At 65.0% G+C, this 14,840-nt stretch carries 17 protein-coding genes; 8 read left to right on the top strand and 9 right to left on the bottom strand.

The features are described 5' to 3' along the window. Positions 1 to 8: 8 nt before the first annotated feature. From GW587_RS18005 to GW587_RS17975, 7 genes are all read left to right on the top strand, one after another. Entirely contained in the window at positions 9 to 599 is a 591-nt protein-coding gene (locus GW587_RS18005; RefSeq protein ID WP_166105755.1) for a Maf-like protein, read from the top strand. An 8-nt stretch (positions 600 to 607) separates the two neighbouring features. Beyond that, entirely contained in the window at positions 608 to 1,333 is a 726-nt protein-coding gene (locus GW587_RS18000) for an SAM-dependent methyltransferase (protein WP_166105753.1), read from the top strand. Positions 1,334 to 1,557: 224 nt separating this feature from the next. Next, on the top strand, positions 1,558 to 3,114 hold the full coding sequence (locus GW587_RS17995) for an OmpA family protein (RefSeq protein WP_166105751.1): 1,557 nt from the start codon (positions 1,558 to 1,560) through the stop codon (positions 3,112 to 3,114). Between the two features lie 23 nt (positions 3,115 to 3,137). Next, positions 3,138 to 4,595: a hypothetical protein gene (locus tag GW587_RS17990; RefSeq protein WP_166105749.1), complete on the top strand. Its 1,458-nt coding sequence runs from the start codon at positions 3,138 to 3,140 to the stop codon at positions 4,593 to 4,595. Next, positions 4,592 to 5,425 carry a hypothetical protein gene (locus tag GW587_RS17985; protein ID WP_166105747.1) on the top strand — a complete coding sequence of 278 codons (834 nt, stop codon included), beginning with the start codon at positions 4,592 to 4,594 and terminating at the stop codon, positions 5,423 to 5,425. Before GW587_RS17990 ends, GW587_RS17985 begins: the two co-directional genes overlap by 4 nt. Positions 5,426 to 5,590: 165 nt before the next feature. Continuing rightward, entirely contained in the window at positions 5,591 to 6,928 is a 1,338-nt protein-coding gene (locus GW587_RS17980; protein WP_166105745.1) for a hemolysin family protein, read from the top strand. A gap of 49 nt (positions 6,929 to 6,977) precedes the next feature. Next, positions 6,978 to 7,784 (top strand): substrate-binding periplasmic protein, encoded by an 807-nt coding sequence (locus GW587_RS17975; RefSeq protein WP_166105744.1) that lies wholly within the window; start codon positions 6,978 to 6,980, stop codon positions 7,782 to 7,784. On the opposite strand, the gene GW587_RS17970 is transcribed toward GW587_RS17975, so the two are convergent. The 6 genes from GW587_RS17970 to GW587_RS17945 are packed head-to-tail and all read right to left on the bottom strand — an operon-like array spanning position 7,781 to position 12,808. Continuing rightward, on the bottom strand, positions 7,781 to 8,815 hold the full coding sequence (locus GW587_RS17970; protein ID WP_166105743.1) for an AI-2E family transporter: 1,035 nt from the start codon (positions 8,813 to 8,815) through the stop codon (positions 7,781 to 7,783). The genes GW587_RS17975 and GW587_RS17970 overlap by 4 nt on opposite strands. An 11-nt stretch (positions 8,816 to 8,826) precedes the next feature. After that, positions 8,827 to 9,405 carry an SCO family protein gene (locus GW587_RS17965; protein ID WP_166105741.1) on the bottom strand — a complete coding sequence of 193 codons (579 nt, stop codon included), beginning with the start codon at positions 9,403 to 9,405 and terminating at the stop codon, positions 8,827 to 8,829. Further along, the gene (cyoE, locus tag GW587_RS17960) at positions 9,402 to 10,295 is read right to left on the bottom strand and encodes a heme o synthase (RefSeq protein WP_166105739.1); all 894 of its coding nucleotides are present in this window, start codon (positions 10,293 to 10,295) and stop codon (positions 9,402 to 9,404) included. Before cyoE ends, GW587_RS17965 begins: the two co-directional genes overlap by 4 nt. Continuing rightward, positions 10,292 to 11,476 (bottom strand): COX15/CtaA family protein, encoded by a 1,185-nt coding sequence (locus GW587_RS17955; protein ID WP_229259524.1) that lies wholly within the window; start codon positions 11,474 to 11,476, stop codon positions 10,292 to 10,294. The genes cyoE and GW587_RS17955 overlap by 4 nt, the downstream gene beginning before the upstream one ends. Positions 11,477 to 11,478: 2 nt before the next feature. Beyond that, positions 11,479 to 12,105 (bottom strand): SCO family protein, encoded by a 627-nt coding sequence (locus GW587_RS17950; RefSeq protein ID WP_166105737.1) that lies wholly within the window; start codon positions 12,103 to 12,105, stop codon positions 11,479 to 11,481. Continuing rightward, positions 12,080 to 12,808, bottom strand: coding sequence for an SURF1 family protein (locus GW587_RS17945; protein WP_166105735.1), 729 nt, complete (start codon positions 12,806 to 12,808; stop codon positions 12,080 to 12,082). The genes GW587_RS17950 and GW587_RS17945 overlap by 26 nt, the downstream gene beginning before the upstream one ends. Before the next feature lie 39 nt (positions 12,809 to 12,847). Between GW587_RS17945 and GW587_RS17940 the strand changes: the two genes are divergently transcribed. Continuing rightward, the gene (locus GW587_RS17940) at positions 12,848 to 13,054 is read left to right on the top strand and encodes a twin transmembrane helix small protein (RefSeq protein WP_166105733.1); all 207 of its coding nucleotides are present in this window, start codon (positions 12,848 to 12,850) and stop codon (positions 13,052 to 13,054) included. 79 nt (positions 13,055 to 13,133) lie between these two features. On the opposite strand, the gene GW587_RS17935 is transcribed toward GW587_RS17940, so the two are convergent. Genes GW587_RS17935 through GW587_RS17925 form a run of 3 tightly spaced genes read right to left on the bottom strand, consistent with a single transcriptional unit; the run spans position 13,134 to position 14,806 of the window. After that, entirely contained in the window at positions 13,134 to 13,994 is an 861-nt protein-coding gene (locus tag GW587_RS17935; protein ID WP_166105731.1) for a cytochrome c oxidase subunit 3, read from the bottom strand. A 28-nt stretch (positions 13,995 to 14,022) separates the two neighbouring features. After that, positions 14,023 to 14,235 (bottom strand): DUF2970 domain-containing protein, encoded by a 213-nt coding sequence (locus GW587_RS17930; RefSeq protein ID WP_166105729.1) that lies wholly within the window; start codon positions 14,233 to 14,235, stop codon positions 14,023 to 14,025. Then, complete coding sequence (locus tag GW587_RS17925) at positions 14,216 to 14,806, bottom strand: cytochrome c oxidase assembly protein (protein ID WP_166105727.1); 591 nt, start codon at positions 14,804 to 14,806, stop codon at positions 14,216 to 14,218. Before GW587_RS17925 ends, GW587_RS17930 begins: the two co-directional genes overlap by 20 nt. Positions 14,807 to 14,840: the final 34 nt, after the last annotated feature.

The following is a 14,840-nucleotide window of genomic DNA, read 5'->3' as shown; positions in this document are numbered from 1 at the left end:
TTCCCCTCATGACATCAAGTTTACTCGTACTCGCCTCCAGTTCCGCCTACCGCAAGGAATTACTGTCGCGCCTGCAGCTACCGTTCACGGTGGCGGTGCCGGACCTCGACGAAACCCCGCAGCCCGGCGAAACGCCGAGCGCCACCGCGCTGCGGCTGGCGCGCGAAAAAGCCGCCGCCGTCGCCGCCAGGATGCCGGGTCACATCGTCATCGGCTCCGACCAGGTCGCCACGCTGGACGGCGCGCAGATCGGCAAGCCCGGCAACCACGCCAACGCGCTGGCGCAGCTGCAAACGATGCGCGGCCGCGAAGTGATCTTCCACACCGCGCTGTGCGTCTATGACGGCCGCGACAACACGTCGCAGGTCGAAGACATCCGGACCGTGGTCAAGTTCCGCGACCTGCCGGATGCCGAGCTGGACGCCTACCTGCGCATCGAGCAGCCGTACGACTGCGCCGGCAGCGCCAAGAACGAAGCGCTCGGCATCGCCATCCTGGAGCGCATCGACAGCAGCGACCCGACCGCCCTCACCGGCTTGCCATTGATCGCCCTGACGGGCATGCTGCGCAAGATCGGCGTCACCTTTTTCAACACCTAAAGAATTTTATGCCCGGCACCCTCTATTTAATACCGAACACCCTGGGCGAGACCGAAGCGCTCGCCAACGTGCTGCCCGAGCAGGTGCAGCGGATCACCGCGCAGCTGGACTACTTTGTCGCGGAGAACGCCAAGACCGCGCGCGCCTTCCTGAAACTGGTCAACGCCGGCCATCCGCTGGCCAAGGCGCTGCAAGAGATCCAGATCGCCGAGCTCAACGTCAACACCCCGGCCGGCGCGCTGGCGGGCCTGCTGGCGCCGCTGCTGGCGGGCCGCGACGGCGGACTGGTGTCGGAAGCCGGCGTACCGGCGGTGGCCGATCCCGGCGCCGACCTGGTACGGCTGGCGCACCAGCACAACATCCCGGTGCGGCCGCTGGTCGGCCCGTCGTCGCTGTTGCTGGCGGTGATGGCGAGCGGTCTGAACGGCCAAAGCTTCGCCTTCAACGGCTACCTGCCGACCGACGCCGCGCAGCGCGTCACCCGCATCAAGGAGCTGGAGCAGCGCTCGCGCAAGGAAAAGCAGACGCAGCTGTTCATCGAAACACCGTACCGCAACGCCGCGATGCTGGAAGCGCTGGTGGGCGCGTGCGGCGCGGGCACACTGATCTGCGTCGCGACCGACCTCAGCCTGCCATCGGAAACCATCCGCACGATGACGGCGGCCCAATGGAAGAAAGCCAGCGCCCCGGACTTCCACAAAAAGCCGACCGTCTTCCTGCTGCTCGGCCAGTAATGTCCTACTCCGGGGTCAGAGCTAAAAACTGGACACGGGCTCTACCGTAGCGACCGCTACGGTAGAGCCCGTGTCCAGTTTTTAGCTCTGACCCCGGAGTTTTAGCAGTCGAGCTCGTTTGATAAATGCGTATAAACTGAATTAGCTCAAATGGATGCGCCGGTCGAAAATTAAAATTAAGACCACATGCCGATTCCGATCAACGGTTGATCAGCGAGCCTCCCTTGAAGCCACCACTTTCCCTGAAGTTTCTCGGCGTCGCCGTTTGCGGCGCGCTGATCGGCGCCTGCGCCACCGATCCGCGCACCGGACAGCCGTCGCTCCAGCAATCCTTCGGCGGCGGCGATCCGTGCGCGGACACCGCCCGCAACACCGGCATCGCCATCGGTGCGCTCGCCGGCGCCATCCTGGGCAACCAGTCCCGGCACTCGGACCGGGGACGCATCATCGGCGCCCTGGCCGGCGCGACTATCGGCGGCCTGATCGGGCGCGACATGGACCAGCGGCGTTGCGAACTGGCGAACATCGCCAAACAATACGACCTGAACCTGAAGACCTCGCTCATCAGCGCAAGCGGTGAAGTGATCGAAGCCGGTCAGCAGCAGGACGCGGTCGGCATGGCGGTCGAGGTCCGCGAGCAGGCCGGACGCGGCGGCCATTTCAACACCGATTCAGACCAATTGACCGAGCATGCGCAACGCTACTTCTCGGCGATCGCCGACGCTTACAACGCGCGCATTATCGCCAGCCATCTCGGCGACCCGGCGCAAAAAGCCGACTATATCGCCCAGATCAGCCAACGGAAAATCCTGCTGATCGGTCACACCGACGACACCGGCGATTCCCGTTCCAATGCCGACTTATCCGAACGCCGGGCCCGCGCCGTCGCTGCCTACATGGAAAAGCGCGGCATTCCCGTCGATGCGCTGCATTTCCAGGGCGCCGGCGAGGCCTATCCGATCGCCGACAACGCCAGCGAGGAAGGCCGCGCGCAAAACCGTCGGGTGGAAATCGTCGAAGTCGCCAACGCGGCGGGCTTGAATCGCTATCTCGCCGGCCGCAAGCCACGCTACGAGCTCTACCGTCCGGCAGGGACGCACGTGCCGGCGCGCCCGCAGAACGCCCCGGCGGCGGCGCCAGCGCCAGCGCCGTCCAAGCCGGCCACCGCCGCCAGGCCGGCAACGGTCGCGGTCGCAGACGGCATCGACTTCGGCGGCAACCCGCTGTCGGCGTCGACAGCGATCGACATCGGCCAGCCGAACGCCCACAGCCGCCCGCTATTTTCACTGATCAGCCGCGCCTTCGCCAACGAGCCGGTGGTCATCGCCGATTGCACGCGCGATCGTCCACGCGTGGCCCACGGCGTCAAAACGCTGGCAGACGGCAAACTCTACAAGACCAGCGAATACCTGCCCGGCCTGTACGGCAAGACCTGGGCCGAGCAGGTGAACGGCCATCTGGTGGTGCTGAACAAGGTTGCGGTACTGGCGAGCAACGGCGCGGCCGCCAATCCACCGGAGTTCAAGGTCTACACCGGCTACGACCCGGCCGCCAGCGCCCGCGCCGCGCCGGCGGTGAGCGCCACGCCGGAGGTCAACACCTATCTGGGCGACAAAGGCGTGTTGTACCGCATGTTTCTCAACGGCGCCGGCGGCTTGTCCTGCGTCGACGTGGTGTTCGGCAGCGACGGCGCCGGCCGCGCCAAAACCGGGCGCCTGATCTACACACGCGGCGCGCGGTTGATGTCCGCCGACTTCAAACCCACCATCCATCAACAATAAAAGGTGCTTTCATGAAGGAGTTCATGTCCACTTCCACCGCGCTGGTCTGGGGCATCGTCGGCATCCTGTTGGCGCTGACCGTCGTGGCGACCCTCTGGCAAAAGATCAAATGGTGGTGGTTCAATACCTGGGTCTGCTTTCCTGTGATCGGCCGCATCGCCACGCTGGCGCGCGACGCCAATGAAGACGTGGCCTATCCCGGCTGGTTCTGCGGCGAGCGCACGCTGTGCCAGGAATACAAGAATTTCGTACCGGTGCAGGACGAGCACGACTTCAACGAAAAAATCACCTACCTGACCAAGGCCGGCGACAACGGACGCCGCGACACCCCTGGCTGGATCTGGCTGCTGACGGTGTCGATGGTGTTTGTCGAGGCCTTGGGTTTTTCCTATGTGCTGGCCGGCTACACCATTCCCGGCGCCAGCGAAAACCTGCAGCAGGCCGGCGCCTACGGCATCGCTTTCCTGATCGCCGCGATCCTGGTGGCGTTCACGCATTTCGCCGGCCATGAGCTGTATAAGTCGGGCCGCATCAAGAACGCCCGCCGCGAGTGGGTGGAGGATAGGCGCCGCGCCAAGCTGTCGACCGGCACCATCCCGCTGGCGCGCCCGCAGCACAGCGATGACGGCCAGCCGACCTACACCCAGCTGTGCAATCGCGTCGGCGCCCATCCGACCTATATGGTCTCCATCGCCACGCTGGCGATGGTGCTGCTGATCGCCGGCGCCGCCACCTATGTCCGCGGCCAGGTGCTGGAAAAAGAACTGGTGGTGCGCGTCACCCAGGCCGGTCGGCAGATCGACGGCGGCGACCGCGCCGCCCTCGACCGGTGGGACTTGAGCCCGTCCGCCGTGCGCCTGCCCGACGCCGACGTCGCCTCCGATCACGACGCCGACAAGAAAGTCGCCGTCGACGAGGCCGACCTCGACCGCCATGGCGGCTGGGCCACCTTCATCATGCTGGCCTTTGTCTTCCTGTTCCTGCAACTGCTGGGGGTGATCTTCGGCTACAGCTGGGGCTTCGCCGGCGAGAACAGCGCCCTGGCCTTCCGCGACATCGGCGGCGGGCGCTACTCCAGCTATGCGGCCGTGCGCGAAGCCTATCGCCGCGTCGCCGACACCGCGCAGACGCGGCTGGCGGTGTTGCAGCAAAAGAGCATGGCCAGGAACAGCGCCTCCGGCACGTCGGGCCAGCACCTGAGCAAGACTTTCCGCGACTATGTGCAGGAAATCCGCCTCGCCGATCAAGCCGAGCGTGAGCATGAGCGCCGGCACGCCGCGACCATCGCCGTCCACGACAGCGCAGCGGTCGCCGCCGTCCTCGCCCAACTGAATGCGCTGGGCGAGGACAAGCCGGCCAAGCTGACGCTGATGGCCACGCTGGACGAAGAATTGAACGCGCAGGTGCTCGCAGCCTTGAAGCGGCAAAAACAGCAAAGGGCGCGGCAGGTCCGCAATGCGGAACTGGAGGACCTGTTGTGAAATGGCGCGCGATGCTGCTGCTGCACCTGTGCCTTTGCGGGACGACGCTGGCCGCCAATATCGACGCGGTCCGCAGTTGCCGCGACAAGATGCTGCCGCCCTTCCCGCCCAGCACGCGGGAACTGTTGGTGATCATCGACCAGACCACGCCGCTCAGTCCGGCGCTGCAACAGCTGGTGGCCGACAGCATCAGGCCTTTGCTGGTGGCCGGCAGCAGCTTCAGCATCGCGGTGTTTTCCGCTTATACGCAGGACCACTACGCCGACGTCCTGGCCGCCGGCACGCTGGAGGCCGGATTGCCGTCCGAGGCGCGCGACGACGTCGCCAAGCCGCTGTTGCTCAAGCTGGACCTGTGCCGGCGGCGCCAGCCGCAACAGGCGGCGCAGGCGGCGGGCCAGGCGCTGCGCGCCGCCTACCTGGGCACCAGCGGCGAGATCGCCAGATCCGATATCCTGGCCAGCCTGAAGGCGCTTTCCAGCGTCATCGGGCGATCGACGGCGCCGGAGAAGATCGTGCTGATCGCTTCGGACATGCTGGAGAACTCATCGGTGGCCAACTTCTACGCCGACCGGGGGCGCGCGGTGCGCAAGCTGGCGGCCGCCAAAGAACTCCGCGGCGTGGAGGATAAGCGGCTGCTGGCGGATTTCGGCGGCGCGCGCGTCTACGTCATCGGCGCCGGGTTGCTGGCCGGCGAGGCCGCTTTCAAGCACAGCTATCGCGATCCCCAGACCATGCAAGCGCTGCACGCTTTCTGGGATGAATATTTCACCAGATCGAACGCCAGGCTGGTCGAATTCGGCCAGCCGGCGCTGCTCAATCCGGTACGCTGATCTTAAAACCGGGGTCAGTTCCGGCAACCGGACACGGGCTCTACCGTAGCGTCCGCTACGGTAGAGCCCGTGTCCGGTTGCCGGAACTGACCCCGGTTTTAGGTGGTTTCGGCCGCAGTCGTTTAAGATGTTCGTTTTAAACTACCCAAAAGCCGCTCGGCCCCTATGCAAAACTTCCTGCTTGTCGTGCTCGCCGTGTTCCTGGTCGCGCTGAACGGTTTCTTCGTGGCGGCCGAATTCGGCATCGTCACACTGCGAAAAACGCGCGTGCGCGCCATCGCCAAGACACAGGGACTACGGGGCCGCATCCTCGGCAAAGTGCACGGCCAACTCGACGCCTACCTGTCCGCCTGCCAACTCGGCATCACGCTGGCGTCGCTGGGCCTGGGCTGGGTCGGCGAGCCGGCCTTCGCCAGCTTGCTGGAGCCGCTGCTGACCGCGATCGGCGTCACCTCGCCCGAGTTGATCCACGGCATCGCCTTCGTCTTCGCCTTCTGCGTGATCTCCTTCCTGCACATCGTGGTCGGCGAGCTGGCGCCGAAGTCGCTGGCGATCCGCATGCCGGAAGTGGTCGGCCTGTGGTCGGCGCCGCCGCTGTACGCCTTCTATTGGGCCATGTATCCGTTCATCTACCTGCTCAACGCCAGCGCCAACATGGTGCTGCGCCTGGCCGGCCTGTCCGGCAAGGGCGGCCACGACAGCCATTATTCGGTCGAGGAGCTCAAGCTGATCCTGCGCACCAGCCAGCCCGGCGAGAAATTCAACGAGGATGAACGCAATATCCTGGCCCATTCGCTCGATTTCAGCGATCTGGCGGTGTCCGACCTGATGCGCCCGATCAACGAGGTGATCAGCCTGCACGCCGCCCGCCCGCTCAACGACAACCTGGCCGCGATGCTGCGCAACCGCTTCAGCCGCTATCCCTACTACGACAAGGACGGCGAGACGGTGCTCGGCGTGGTGCACCTGAAGGATCTGTTCTTCGCCCAGCAGTCGGGCAAGCCGGTGACCGACCTGGCGCCCTTCCTGCGCCCGGTGGAGACGATTTCCGCCCGTACCCCGGCGCTGGAGCAGTTCCGCCGCTTCCGCGACGGCGCGCCGCACTTCGCGCTGATCGGCGAAAAAGGCAAGCGCCCGGTCGGTTTCATCACGCTCGACAACCTGCTCGGCGCGATGGTCGGCGAGATCCACGACGAGTTCCGCCTCAACGAGAACGATTGGCTCAAGCAGGCCGACGGTACGCTGATCGGCAAGGCCAGCCTGCCGATCTTCTCGCTCGAGCGTACGCTGGGCATCGATATCGAAAATGAAGAGCTGGGCCTGGAAGAGGTAGAATCGGTGGGCGGCCTGATCATGCTGAAGCTGGGCGATATCCCGAAACAGGGGCAACGCATCAGTTTCCGCGGATTCGACATCGTCGCCAAGAAAATGAACGGCCCGCGTATCCTGCTGGTCAAGGTGATCCCACGGGACGACACCGAGGACAACGCCGACCAGGATTGACCCAGAGCTTGACCTAGACAGGCGCCAACCAGGCGCCGGCGGAGGAGACATGTTTTCCCGGCGTATCCTGTTTGCCAGTGCCCTGCTGTGGGTGGCCGCTTGCGCCGGCGCGGCCGAATCCGCCCCGTGCGGCCATCTACGCAGCGCCTTTTACGAATACGGCGCGCTCTACTACCAGACCGCCGACGGCGGCTGGGCCGGCATCGACAAGGACGTGGTGGACGAAGTGGCGCGCCGCATGGGCTGCACCATCGAGGCCAGCACCGAGTCGCGGGTCCGCATCTGGGCCGGCCTGAACGGCGGCAATCTCGATCTGTCGGTGTCGGCCGTCTCCACTCCCGAGCGCGAGAAATTCGGCCGCGTCGTGCCGTATATCGCGGAACGCAACTACGTCTTGGTGGGCAAGGAGGTCGACGCCCACATCGGCAGCATGGAGCAGTTCCTGGCCACGCCCGACATCAAGATCGGCGTCATCAAGTCCTTCAAGCACGGCAAGGCCTACGACGCCTGGTTGGAGCGGCTGCGCGCCAAGGGCCGGGTCTACGAGGCGCCCGACTACGCCGCGCTGCTGCGGCTGTTCAAGGTGGGGCGGGTGCATGCGATCATGGCGATCACGTCGGGCTGGTATCCGCTGCTCAAGCAGGAGCGGATGGCCGGCACCTACCGCATCATGGATTGGGCGCCGCCCAAGGACGCCGTGGTCGGCGGCTTGATCCTGTCGCGCCAGCGGGTCGATGCGGCGATGGCGGCGCGCTTCGGCAAGACCATCCAGGCGATGCGCGACGACGGCACGCTGAAGCGCATTTTCGAGCGCCATCTCGACGCCGAGCTGGCGGCCAGGTTGCTGAATTTCTAGAGCGCGTCGCCGGTCCACTTGCGCATCAGGCCGAGGCCGACCGCCAGCAGCGTCGGGCCGATGAACAGGCCGACGAAGCCGAACGCCAGCACGCCGCCCATCACCCCCAGCAGCACCAGGATGAACGGCAGGCTGCTGCCGCGGCTGATCAGCATCGGCTTGACCACGTTGTCGACGCCGCTGATGACGAACATCCCCCACACGAACATGAAGATGGCCCAGCCGGTGCTGCCCTGGTTGAACAGCCAGATGGTGGCGCCGCCCCAGATCAGCGGCGGGCCGACCGGGATCAGCGAGAACAGGAAGGTGGCCACCGACAGCAGCGCCACCGCCGGCACGCCGGCGATCAGGAAGCCGACCGCCGCCACCACCGCCTGCGCCAGCGCGGTGCCGAGCAGGCCGTACATGACGCCGCGCACGGTGCGGCTGACGGTGTCGGCCACGGTCAGGCTTTGTTCGCCGATCAGCTTGTCCAGCGCGGTGGACAGCGCCGCCAGCAAGGTCAGTCCGTCGCGGTACAGGAAGAAGCTGACGAACACCGCCAGGCTGACCTGCGCCACGCCGCTGCCGAGCACCACCCCGCCGCCCAGCAGCAGGTGGCGCGCCGGATCGAGCAAGCCCTTGGCGGCGTTGAGCAATTCCTCGCGGCTGCTCAGCAGGCGGCGTAGATAAGTATCGACCATCTCGCCCAGCAGCGGGATATCCTTCAGCCACAACGGCGGTTCCAGCGTGCCGCTGCCGACGCTGGCCTTGAGTTGTTCATAGAAGTCGGACGCGTTGTCGGCGATGTTCCAGGTGACCAGGGTCAGCGGCACCACGATCAGCAAGGTCAGGCCGACGCTCATGATCAGCGCCGCCAGCCAGCGCCGCTTGACGCGCGTCAACAGCCGCAGGTACAGCGGCCAGCTGGAAATGGTGATGGCGGTGGCGAACAGGATCGCCGCGATGAACGGCCGCAAGACGATCAGGCAGCCGATCACCAGCAGGATGATGGCGGCGAGGCGGGTGAAAGGCTGGAACCGCTGTTGCATGCGGCCCCCGCTCAGGACAACAACAGCTTCAGGTCATGCACCGTCGACGCCGGTCCCTGGCCCGGACGGATCAGCAGCCGGATCTTGCCCTGCTTGTCGAACACATAGCTGGCGGCGGTATGGTCCATCGAATAGCTGCCCGGCTCCTTGCCCGGCACCTTGCTGTACAAAACCTTGAATTCCTTGCCGACGGCGGCGGTCTGTTCGGCCGTGCCGCGCAGGCCGAGGAAACGCTGGTCGAAGGCCGGCACGTACTCGGCCAGCAACTGCTGCGTGTCGCGCTCCGGGTCGACGGTGACGAACAGCACCTGCACCTGCCCGGCCTGCGGACCCAGTTCCTTCATCACCGCCGACATCTCGGCCATGGTGGTCGGGCACACGTCCGGGCATTGCGTATAGCCGAAGAACATGATCACCACCTTGCCCTTGAAATCGGCCATGGTGCGCGGCTTGCCGGTGTGGTCGGTCAGCGCGAAGTCGCGGCCGAACGAGGCACCGGTCAGGTCGGTGTTCTGGAATTGAACCGAGGGCTTCTCGCCGCAGGCGGCCAGCAACAGGAATGTCAGGGCCAGCGCGAGAAGTTTTTTCATAGCTTGATGTAGTGGTCCACCAGCAGCGCGATGAACAGCAGCGTCAGGTAGATGATCGACCAGGTGAAGGCCTTGCGGGCGATCAGGTCGGTGTAGTGGCGGTAGATTTTCCAGGCGTGGTTCAGGAACACGGCGTTCAGGATGATGGCGCTGACCAGGTAGATCAGCCCGCTCATGCGCACGATCCACGGCAGCAAGGTGGTGGCGGCCAGCGCGATCGAGTACAGCCAGACGTGGAATTGCGTGAACTGCATGCCGTGCGTGACCGGCAGCATCGGCAGGCCGGACTTGGCGTAATCGTCGCGGCGGTACAGCGCCAGCGCCCAAAAATGCGGCGGGGTCCAGACGAAGATGATCATCACCAGCAGCCAGGCCTGCATCGGCACTTCGTTGGCGACCGCCGCCCAGCCGAGCGCCGGCGGCATCGCGCCCGACAGGCCGCCGATGACGATGTTCTGCGGCGTCGACGGCTTCAGGATCATGGTGTAGATGATGGCGTAGCCGAGGAAGGTGACGAAGGTCAGCCACATCGTCAGCGGGTTCACCAGCGTATGCAGTATCCACATGCCGGCGCCGCCGATGACGAGGGCGAAGATCACCGTCTGCGTGACGGTGATGCTGCCCAGCGCCATCGGACGACGCGCGGTGCGCGCCATGCGGGCGTCGATTTCGCGCTCGGCCAGGCAGTTGACGGCGAACGCGGCGCCGGTCAGCAGCCAGATGCCGACGGTGCCGAACACCAGGATGCGCCAGTCCGGGATGCCGTCCACGGCCAGGAACATGCCGATCACGGCGCAGAAGACGGCCATCAAGGTGACGCGCGGCTTGGTCAGCGCCCAGAATTCGGAGGCGCGGCTGGCGGATTTGGATGTGGCGGTGTGAGTGGTCATTGGTGCTTATGGTTGCCGGCTTGCCGGATAGGCGAGCCGGGCGGAAATGCGGCGCTGGAGGCTGCCTTTTTTGCAATATCGTATTGGTGCTTAGCCTTGTAGTTTAACATGGTCAGCAAAAGTACCAGCATCGCCGCACCGGCGTTGTGCAACACCGCGATGGTCAGCGGGAAGCTCAGGTAGATGGTGGCGACGCCGCTGGCGATCTGCACCCCCAGCGTGATGGCGAGATAGCGGGCGGTCTTGTGCAGCGCGGCGTGGTCCCACGCGCGCCAGGCGGTGTAGCCGGCCACCAGCGCCACCAGCAGGCCGACGTTGCGGTGCACCCAGTGGATCGCGGTCAGCGCCGAGAACGGCAGATAGTGGCCGGCGGCGGTCTTGCCCAGCTCGCGCCACAGGCTGAAGCCGTGCTCGAAGTCCATCTCCGGCACCAGCTTGCCGCCGCACAGCGGGAAATCGGTACAGGCCAGCGTGGCGTAGTTGGTGCTGGTCCAGCCGCCCAGCGCCAGCTGCAGCAGCAACAGCGCGGCCGAGGCGCCGGCCAGCAACCGGATCTTGCGCATCGCCGGCGGCGAGGCGCTGACCACCGCGCGCGTGGTCGCGCTCAACTGGTCTTGCCGGCCGCCGTACCAGACCAGCAGCGCCAGCAAGCCCATGCCCAGCAGCAGGTGCATGGTGACGATCACCGGTTGCAGCTTCAAGGTCACGGTCCAGGCGCCGAACGCGCCCTGCAGGCAGACGAAGAAGAACAGCAAGGTCGGCAGACCCGGCGCGTACTCGGCGCGCGCGCCCTTGGACTTGTTCCATTGATACCAGGCTTGCGCCATCATCGCCACGATCAGCACCCCGATCGCCATCGCCAGGTAGCGGTGGATCATCTCGATCCAGGCCTTGACCAGCGTCACCGGTCCGCTCGGCATCAGCGCCTCGGCGGCCTTGATTTCATCGTGCGCCAGGAAGGGATTGGCCAGGCCGTAGCAGCCCGGCCAGTCGGGACAGCCGAGGCCGGAATCGGTGAGCCGGGTGAAGGCGCCGAACACGATCAGGTCGAAGGTCAGGAACACGCTGACCCACACCAGCTTGCGGTATTTGTTGGCGTCCGACGAGGTCCAGACGATGGCCGCCGGCAGCAGCGCCACCAGCAGCGCCGTGACGGCCATTTGAGCGAGTGTGAGGTGCATGATTACCCTATCGCGGAAGCCTTCAGCAGTTTGGCGATGTCCTTGTTGACCTTCTTGACCTTCTCGACATCGCTGGAGACCGCGCCTTTCGGGAAGCGCATCATCAGGTTGCCCAGCGGGTCGATCAGGTAGACGTGGTCGGCGGCGCGGTCGCCGGCGCCGCCTTCCAGCGGCAGCCACTTGTCGATCACGCCGGCCGGCGCGCGCAGCATGCGGGTGCCGTCGTTGACGCGCAGCAGCAGCGTTTCCAGCGGCTGCTGGTCGGTGATCATCCACACCCGCTCGATGCGTTCCATGCCCTTGCCCTGCATGGTGCGCAGCTGGCGCATCGCGAACAGCTGGTCCTGGCATTCCTGCAGACACTCGGACGGGCCGACCTTGAGCATGATCCACTTGCCCTTGTAGTCGTCCAGCGTGGCCGGCTTGCCGTCCAGCGTGGTGCTGGCCATGGCCGGGATCGGATGCGCGCGCGGATCGATCAGCGCGCCGTAGTTGGTCACGCCGCCTTTCGGCTTGACGACGTAATAGGTGAAGTAGGACGCGATCAACGGCGCGGCGCATACGGCCAGCACGGCCAACAGTTTCCAGCGTCCTGCGGAATTGCTATGTTTTTCCACGTCTGCATCCATTCACTACAAAGAAGATAACCGCCATCGCCGCCAGCGCGTACCACTGGAAGGCGTAGCCCTGATGTTTTTCCACGCCCAGCGACGGCGCCGGCCAGTCGCGCACGATGCGCGCGTCGTCGCCGGCCGGCAGCGGCGCGGCACCCTGCTCGACCACGAACGGCTGCATGGTCATGCCGCTGTCCTTGGCCAGCTGCAGCGGATCGGCGTTGAGCACGATCGCGCTTGGCGTCAGCACCGGCACCGTGCCCAGCTGCATGACGCGGCCGGCGTTCAGCCGCGCCACGCCTTGCAGCGCCACCTCGCCCTGCGGCGTGGCGTAGTCCGGCAACTTGTCGCGCGCCGCCGGATCGCGCGGCAACCAGCCGCGCTCGACCAGCACGTGCATGCCGGATCCCGTAATTTTAAACGGCATCAGCAAATAAAACCCGGCGCGGCCCTGGTAAGGACGGTTTTCCAGGTACAGCGGCCAGTCGCGCACGAACTCGCCGCGCATGGCGACGCGGCGGAACTCGACCGCCTCGGCCGCGATCGGCTTGCCGTCCAGGGTCAGCGGCGCGGCGGCGTTGCCGTCGGCCAGCCGCGCCTGCAAGGCCAGCTTTTGCGCGGCGCGGCGTTCCTGCCAGTTGCCCAGCGAAATGCCGAGCGCCACCACCAGCACCGTGGCGATGAAGGGAATCAATTTAAAGCGGAAGCTGATACGCATTACAATAGAATCCTGTCCATCCACCCGTCCGGTCCGATTATGAAAATTGCCGTCGCCATCGTTGCGTTCATCCTGATCCTCGGCAGCCTGGGCGCGGCATTCTTTTTCCTGATGCGCGACAAGGGCAAGAGCAGCAACACCGTCAACGCGCTGGCGCTGCGGGTCGGCCTGTCGATCACGCTGTTCGTGCTGATCCTGGTCGCCTACAAGCTGGGCTACATCCACCCGACCGGCATCCGTACCTGAAGCGCATGAAAAAAGCCGCATCCGGGAACGCCCCGTATGCGGCTTTCTTACAGCGGATTATAGCGCCGTTACGGCTGGCTTACAGCCAGTACACCACGACGTACAGACCCAGCCAGACCACGTCGACGAAGTGCCAATACCAGGCCGCGCCTTCGAACGCGAAGTGATTCTCCGGCGTGAAGTGACCCTTGAGCACGCGGTACAGCACCACCGACAGCATGATCGCGCCCATCGTCACGTGGAAACCGTGGAAGCCGGTCAGCATGAAGAAGGTCGAACCGTACACGCCCGAGGTCAGCTTCAGATTCAGCTCGCTGTAGGCGTGCATGTATTCGTAGGCCTGGAAGCCCATGAAGACGGCGCCCAGCAGCACGGTGGCGAACAGCCAGATCGCGGTCTGCGCGCGGTGGCCGGCACGCAGCGCGTGGTGCGAGATGGTCAGCGTCAGGCCCGAGGTCAGCAGCAGCGCGGTGTTGATGGTCGGGATCGGGAACGGGCCCATGGTCTTGAACGACTCGACCACGCCGGCCGGGCCGGTGTTGCCCCAGTGCGCGGCGAAGTCCGGCCAGATGAACTTGTGGTCCAGGTCGCCCAGCCACGGCATGGTGATGGTGCGGGCGTAGAACAGCGCGCCGAAGAAGGCGCCGAAGAACATCACCTCGGAGAAGATGAACCAGGCCATCGACCAGCGGTACGAGTGGTCGATGCGCTGGCTGTACTGGCCGGATTCGGATTCCTTGATGGCGTCGCCGAACCAGAAGTACAGCACGGCGATGACGGCGGCCAGGCCGACGAAGTTGACCGCCGGGCCCCAGGAGGCGTCGTTGACCCACGCCGAGGCGCCGATCATCGTCACCAGCAGCGAGATGCCGGCGAACAGCGGCCATTTGGATGGACCTGGTACAAAGTAATACGGCGCCGTGGCGTTATGCGAACTCATCTTCATCTCCCTAATTTACTTAGACACGTTACTTAGACACGACTAATTTGACGATTGTAATCAGCAACCCGATGAACAGGGCCACGGCCAGCACGGCGGCGATCACGATGTGCAGCGGGTTCAGCTTGGCCGAATCCGTCTCGAAATCGCTTTTGCGGCGCAGGCCGAAGAACGACCAGATCACCGCCTTCATCGCATACATGAAAGACGCTTGCTGCGGTTTATCTTTTGGCGGTTCCATTCCCTGCGCTTTCGTTTGCCGCGGTCTTGACCAGGCCGCCGCCGACTTCAAAGAAGGTGTACGACAGCGTGATGGTCTTCACATCCCTCGGCAGCTTCGGATCGATGAAGAATACCACCGGCATCTGCCGCGCCTCGTTCGGTTTCAGCGTCTGCTGCTTGAAGCAGAAGCATTCGACTTTCTTGAAGTGCTGCATCGCGTTCTGCGGCGCGTAGCTCGGAATGGCCTGCGCGTTCATCTCGCGGTTCTGCGTATTGACCACCTCGTACATCACCGTGTTCAGCTCGCCCGGGTGGACGGTCATGGTGTTGACCGTCGGCCGGAAGCGCCACGGGCCTTGCGCATTGCCGTCGAACTCGATGACCACGTCGCGGCTCTTGTCGACCTGGGTGTTCTGGTCCAGCGCGACCGTGCCATCCTGCTGCGTCAACACGTTCAGCCCCAGCGCTTCGCAGATCTGGCGGTAGAACGGGTTCAAGGCGTAGGCGAAGCCGAACATCAGGATGGCGATGACGATCAGCTTGCCCAGCAGCGTGCGGTTCAAGCCGCGTGTTTCCTGTTCTTCGCTCACGTCAGCTCAGCCAGATGCGCTTGACGAACACCGA

The sequence above is a fragment of the Duganella aceris genome (assembly GCF_011090165.1).
Taxonomy (GTDB): Bacteria; Pseudomonadota; Gammaproteobacteria; order Burkholderiales; family Burkholderiaceae_D; genus Rugamonas; species Rugamonas aceris.
The sequence above is the reverse complement of the archived record's forward strand: the minus strand, read 5'-3'. Positions and strand labels throughout refer to the sequence as shown.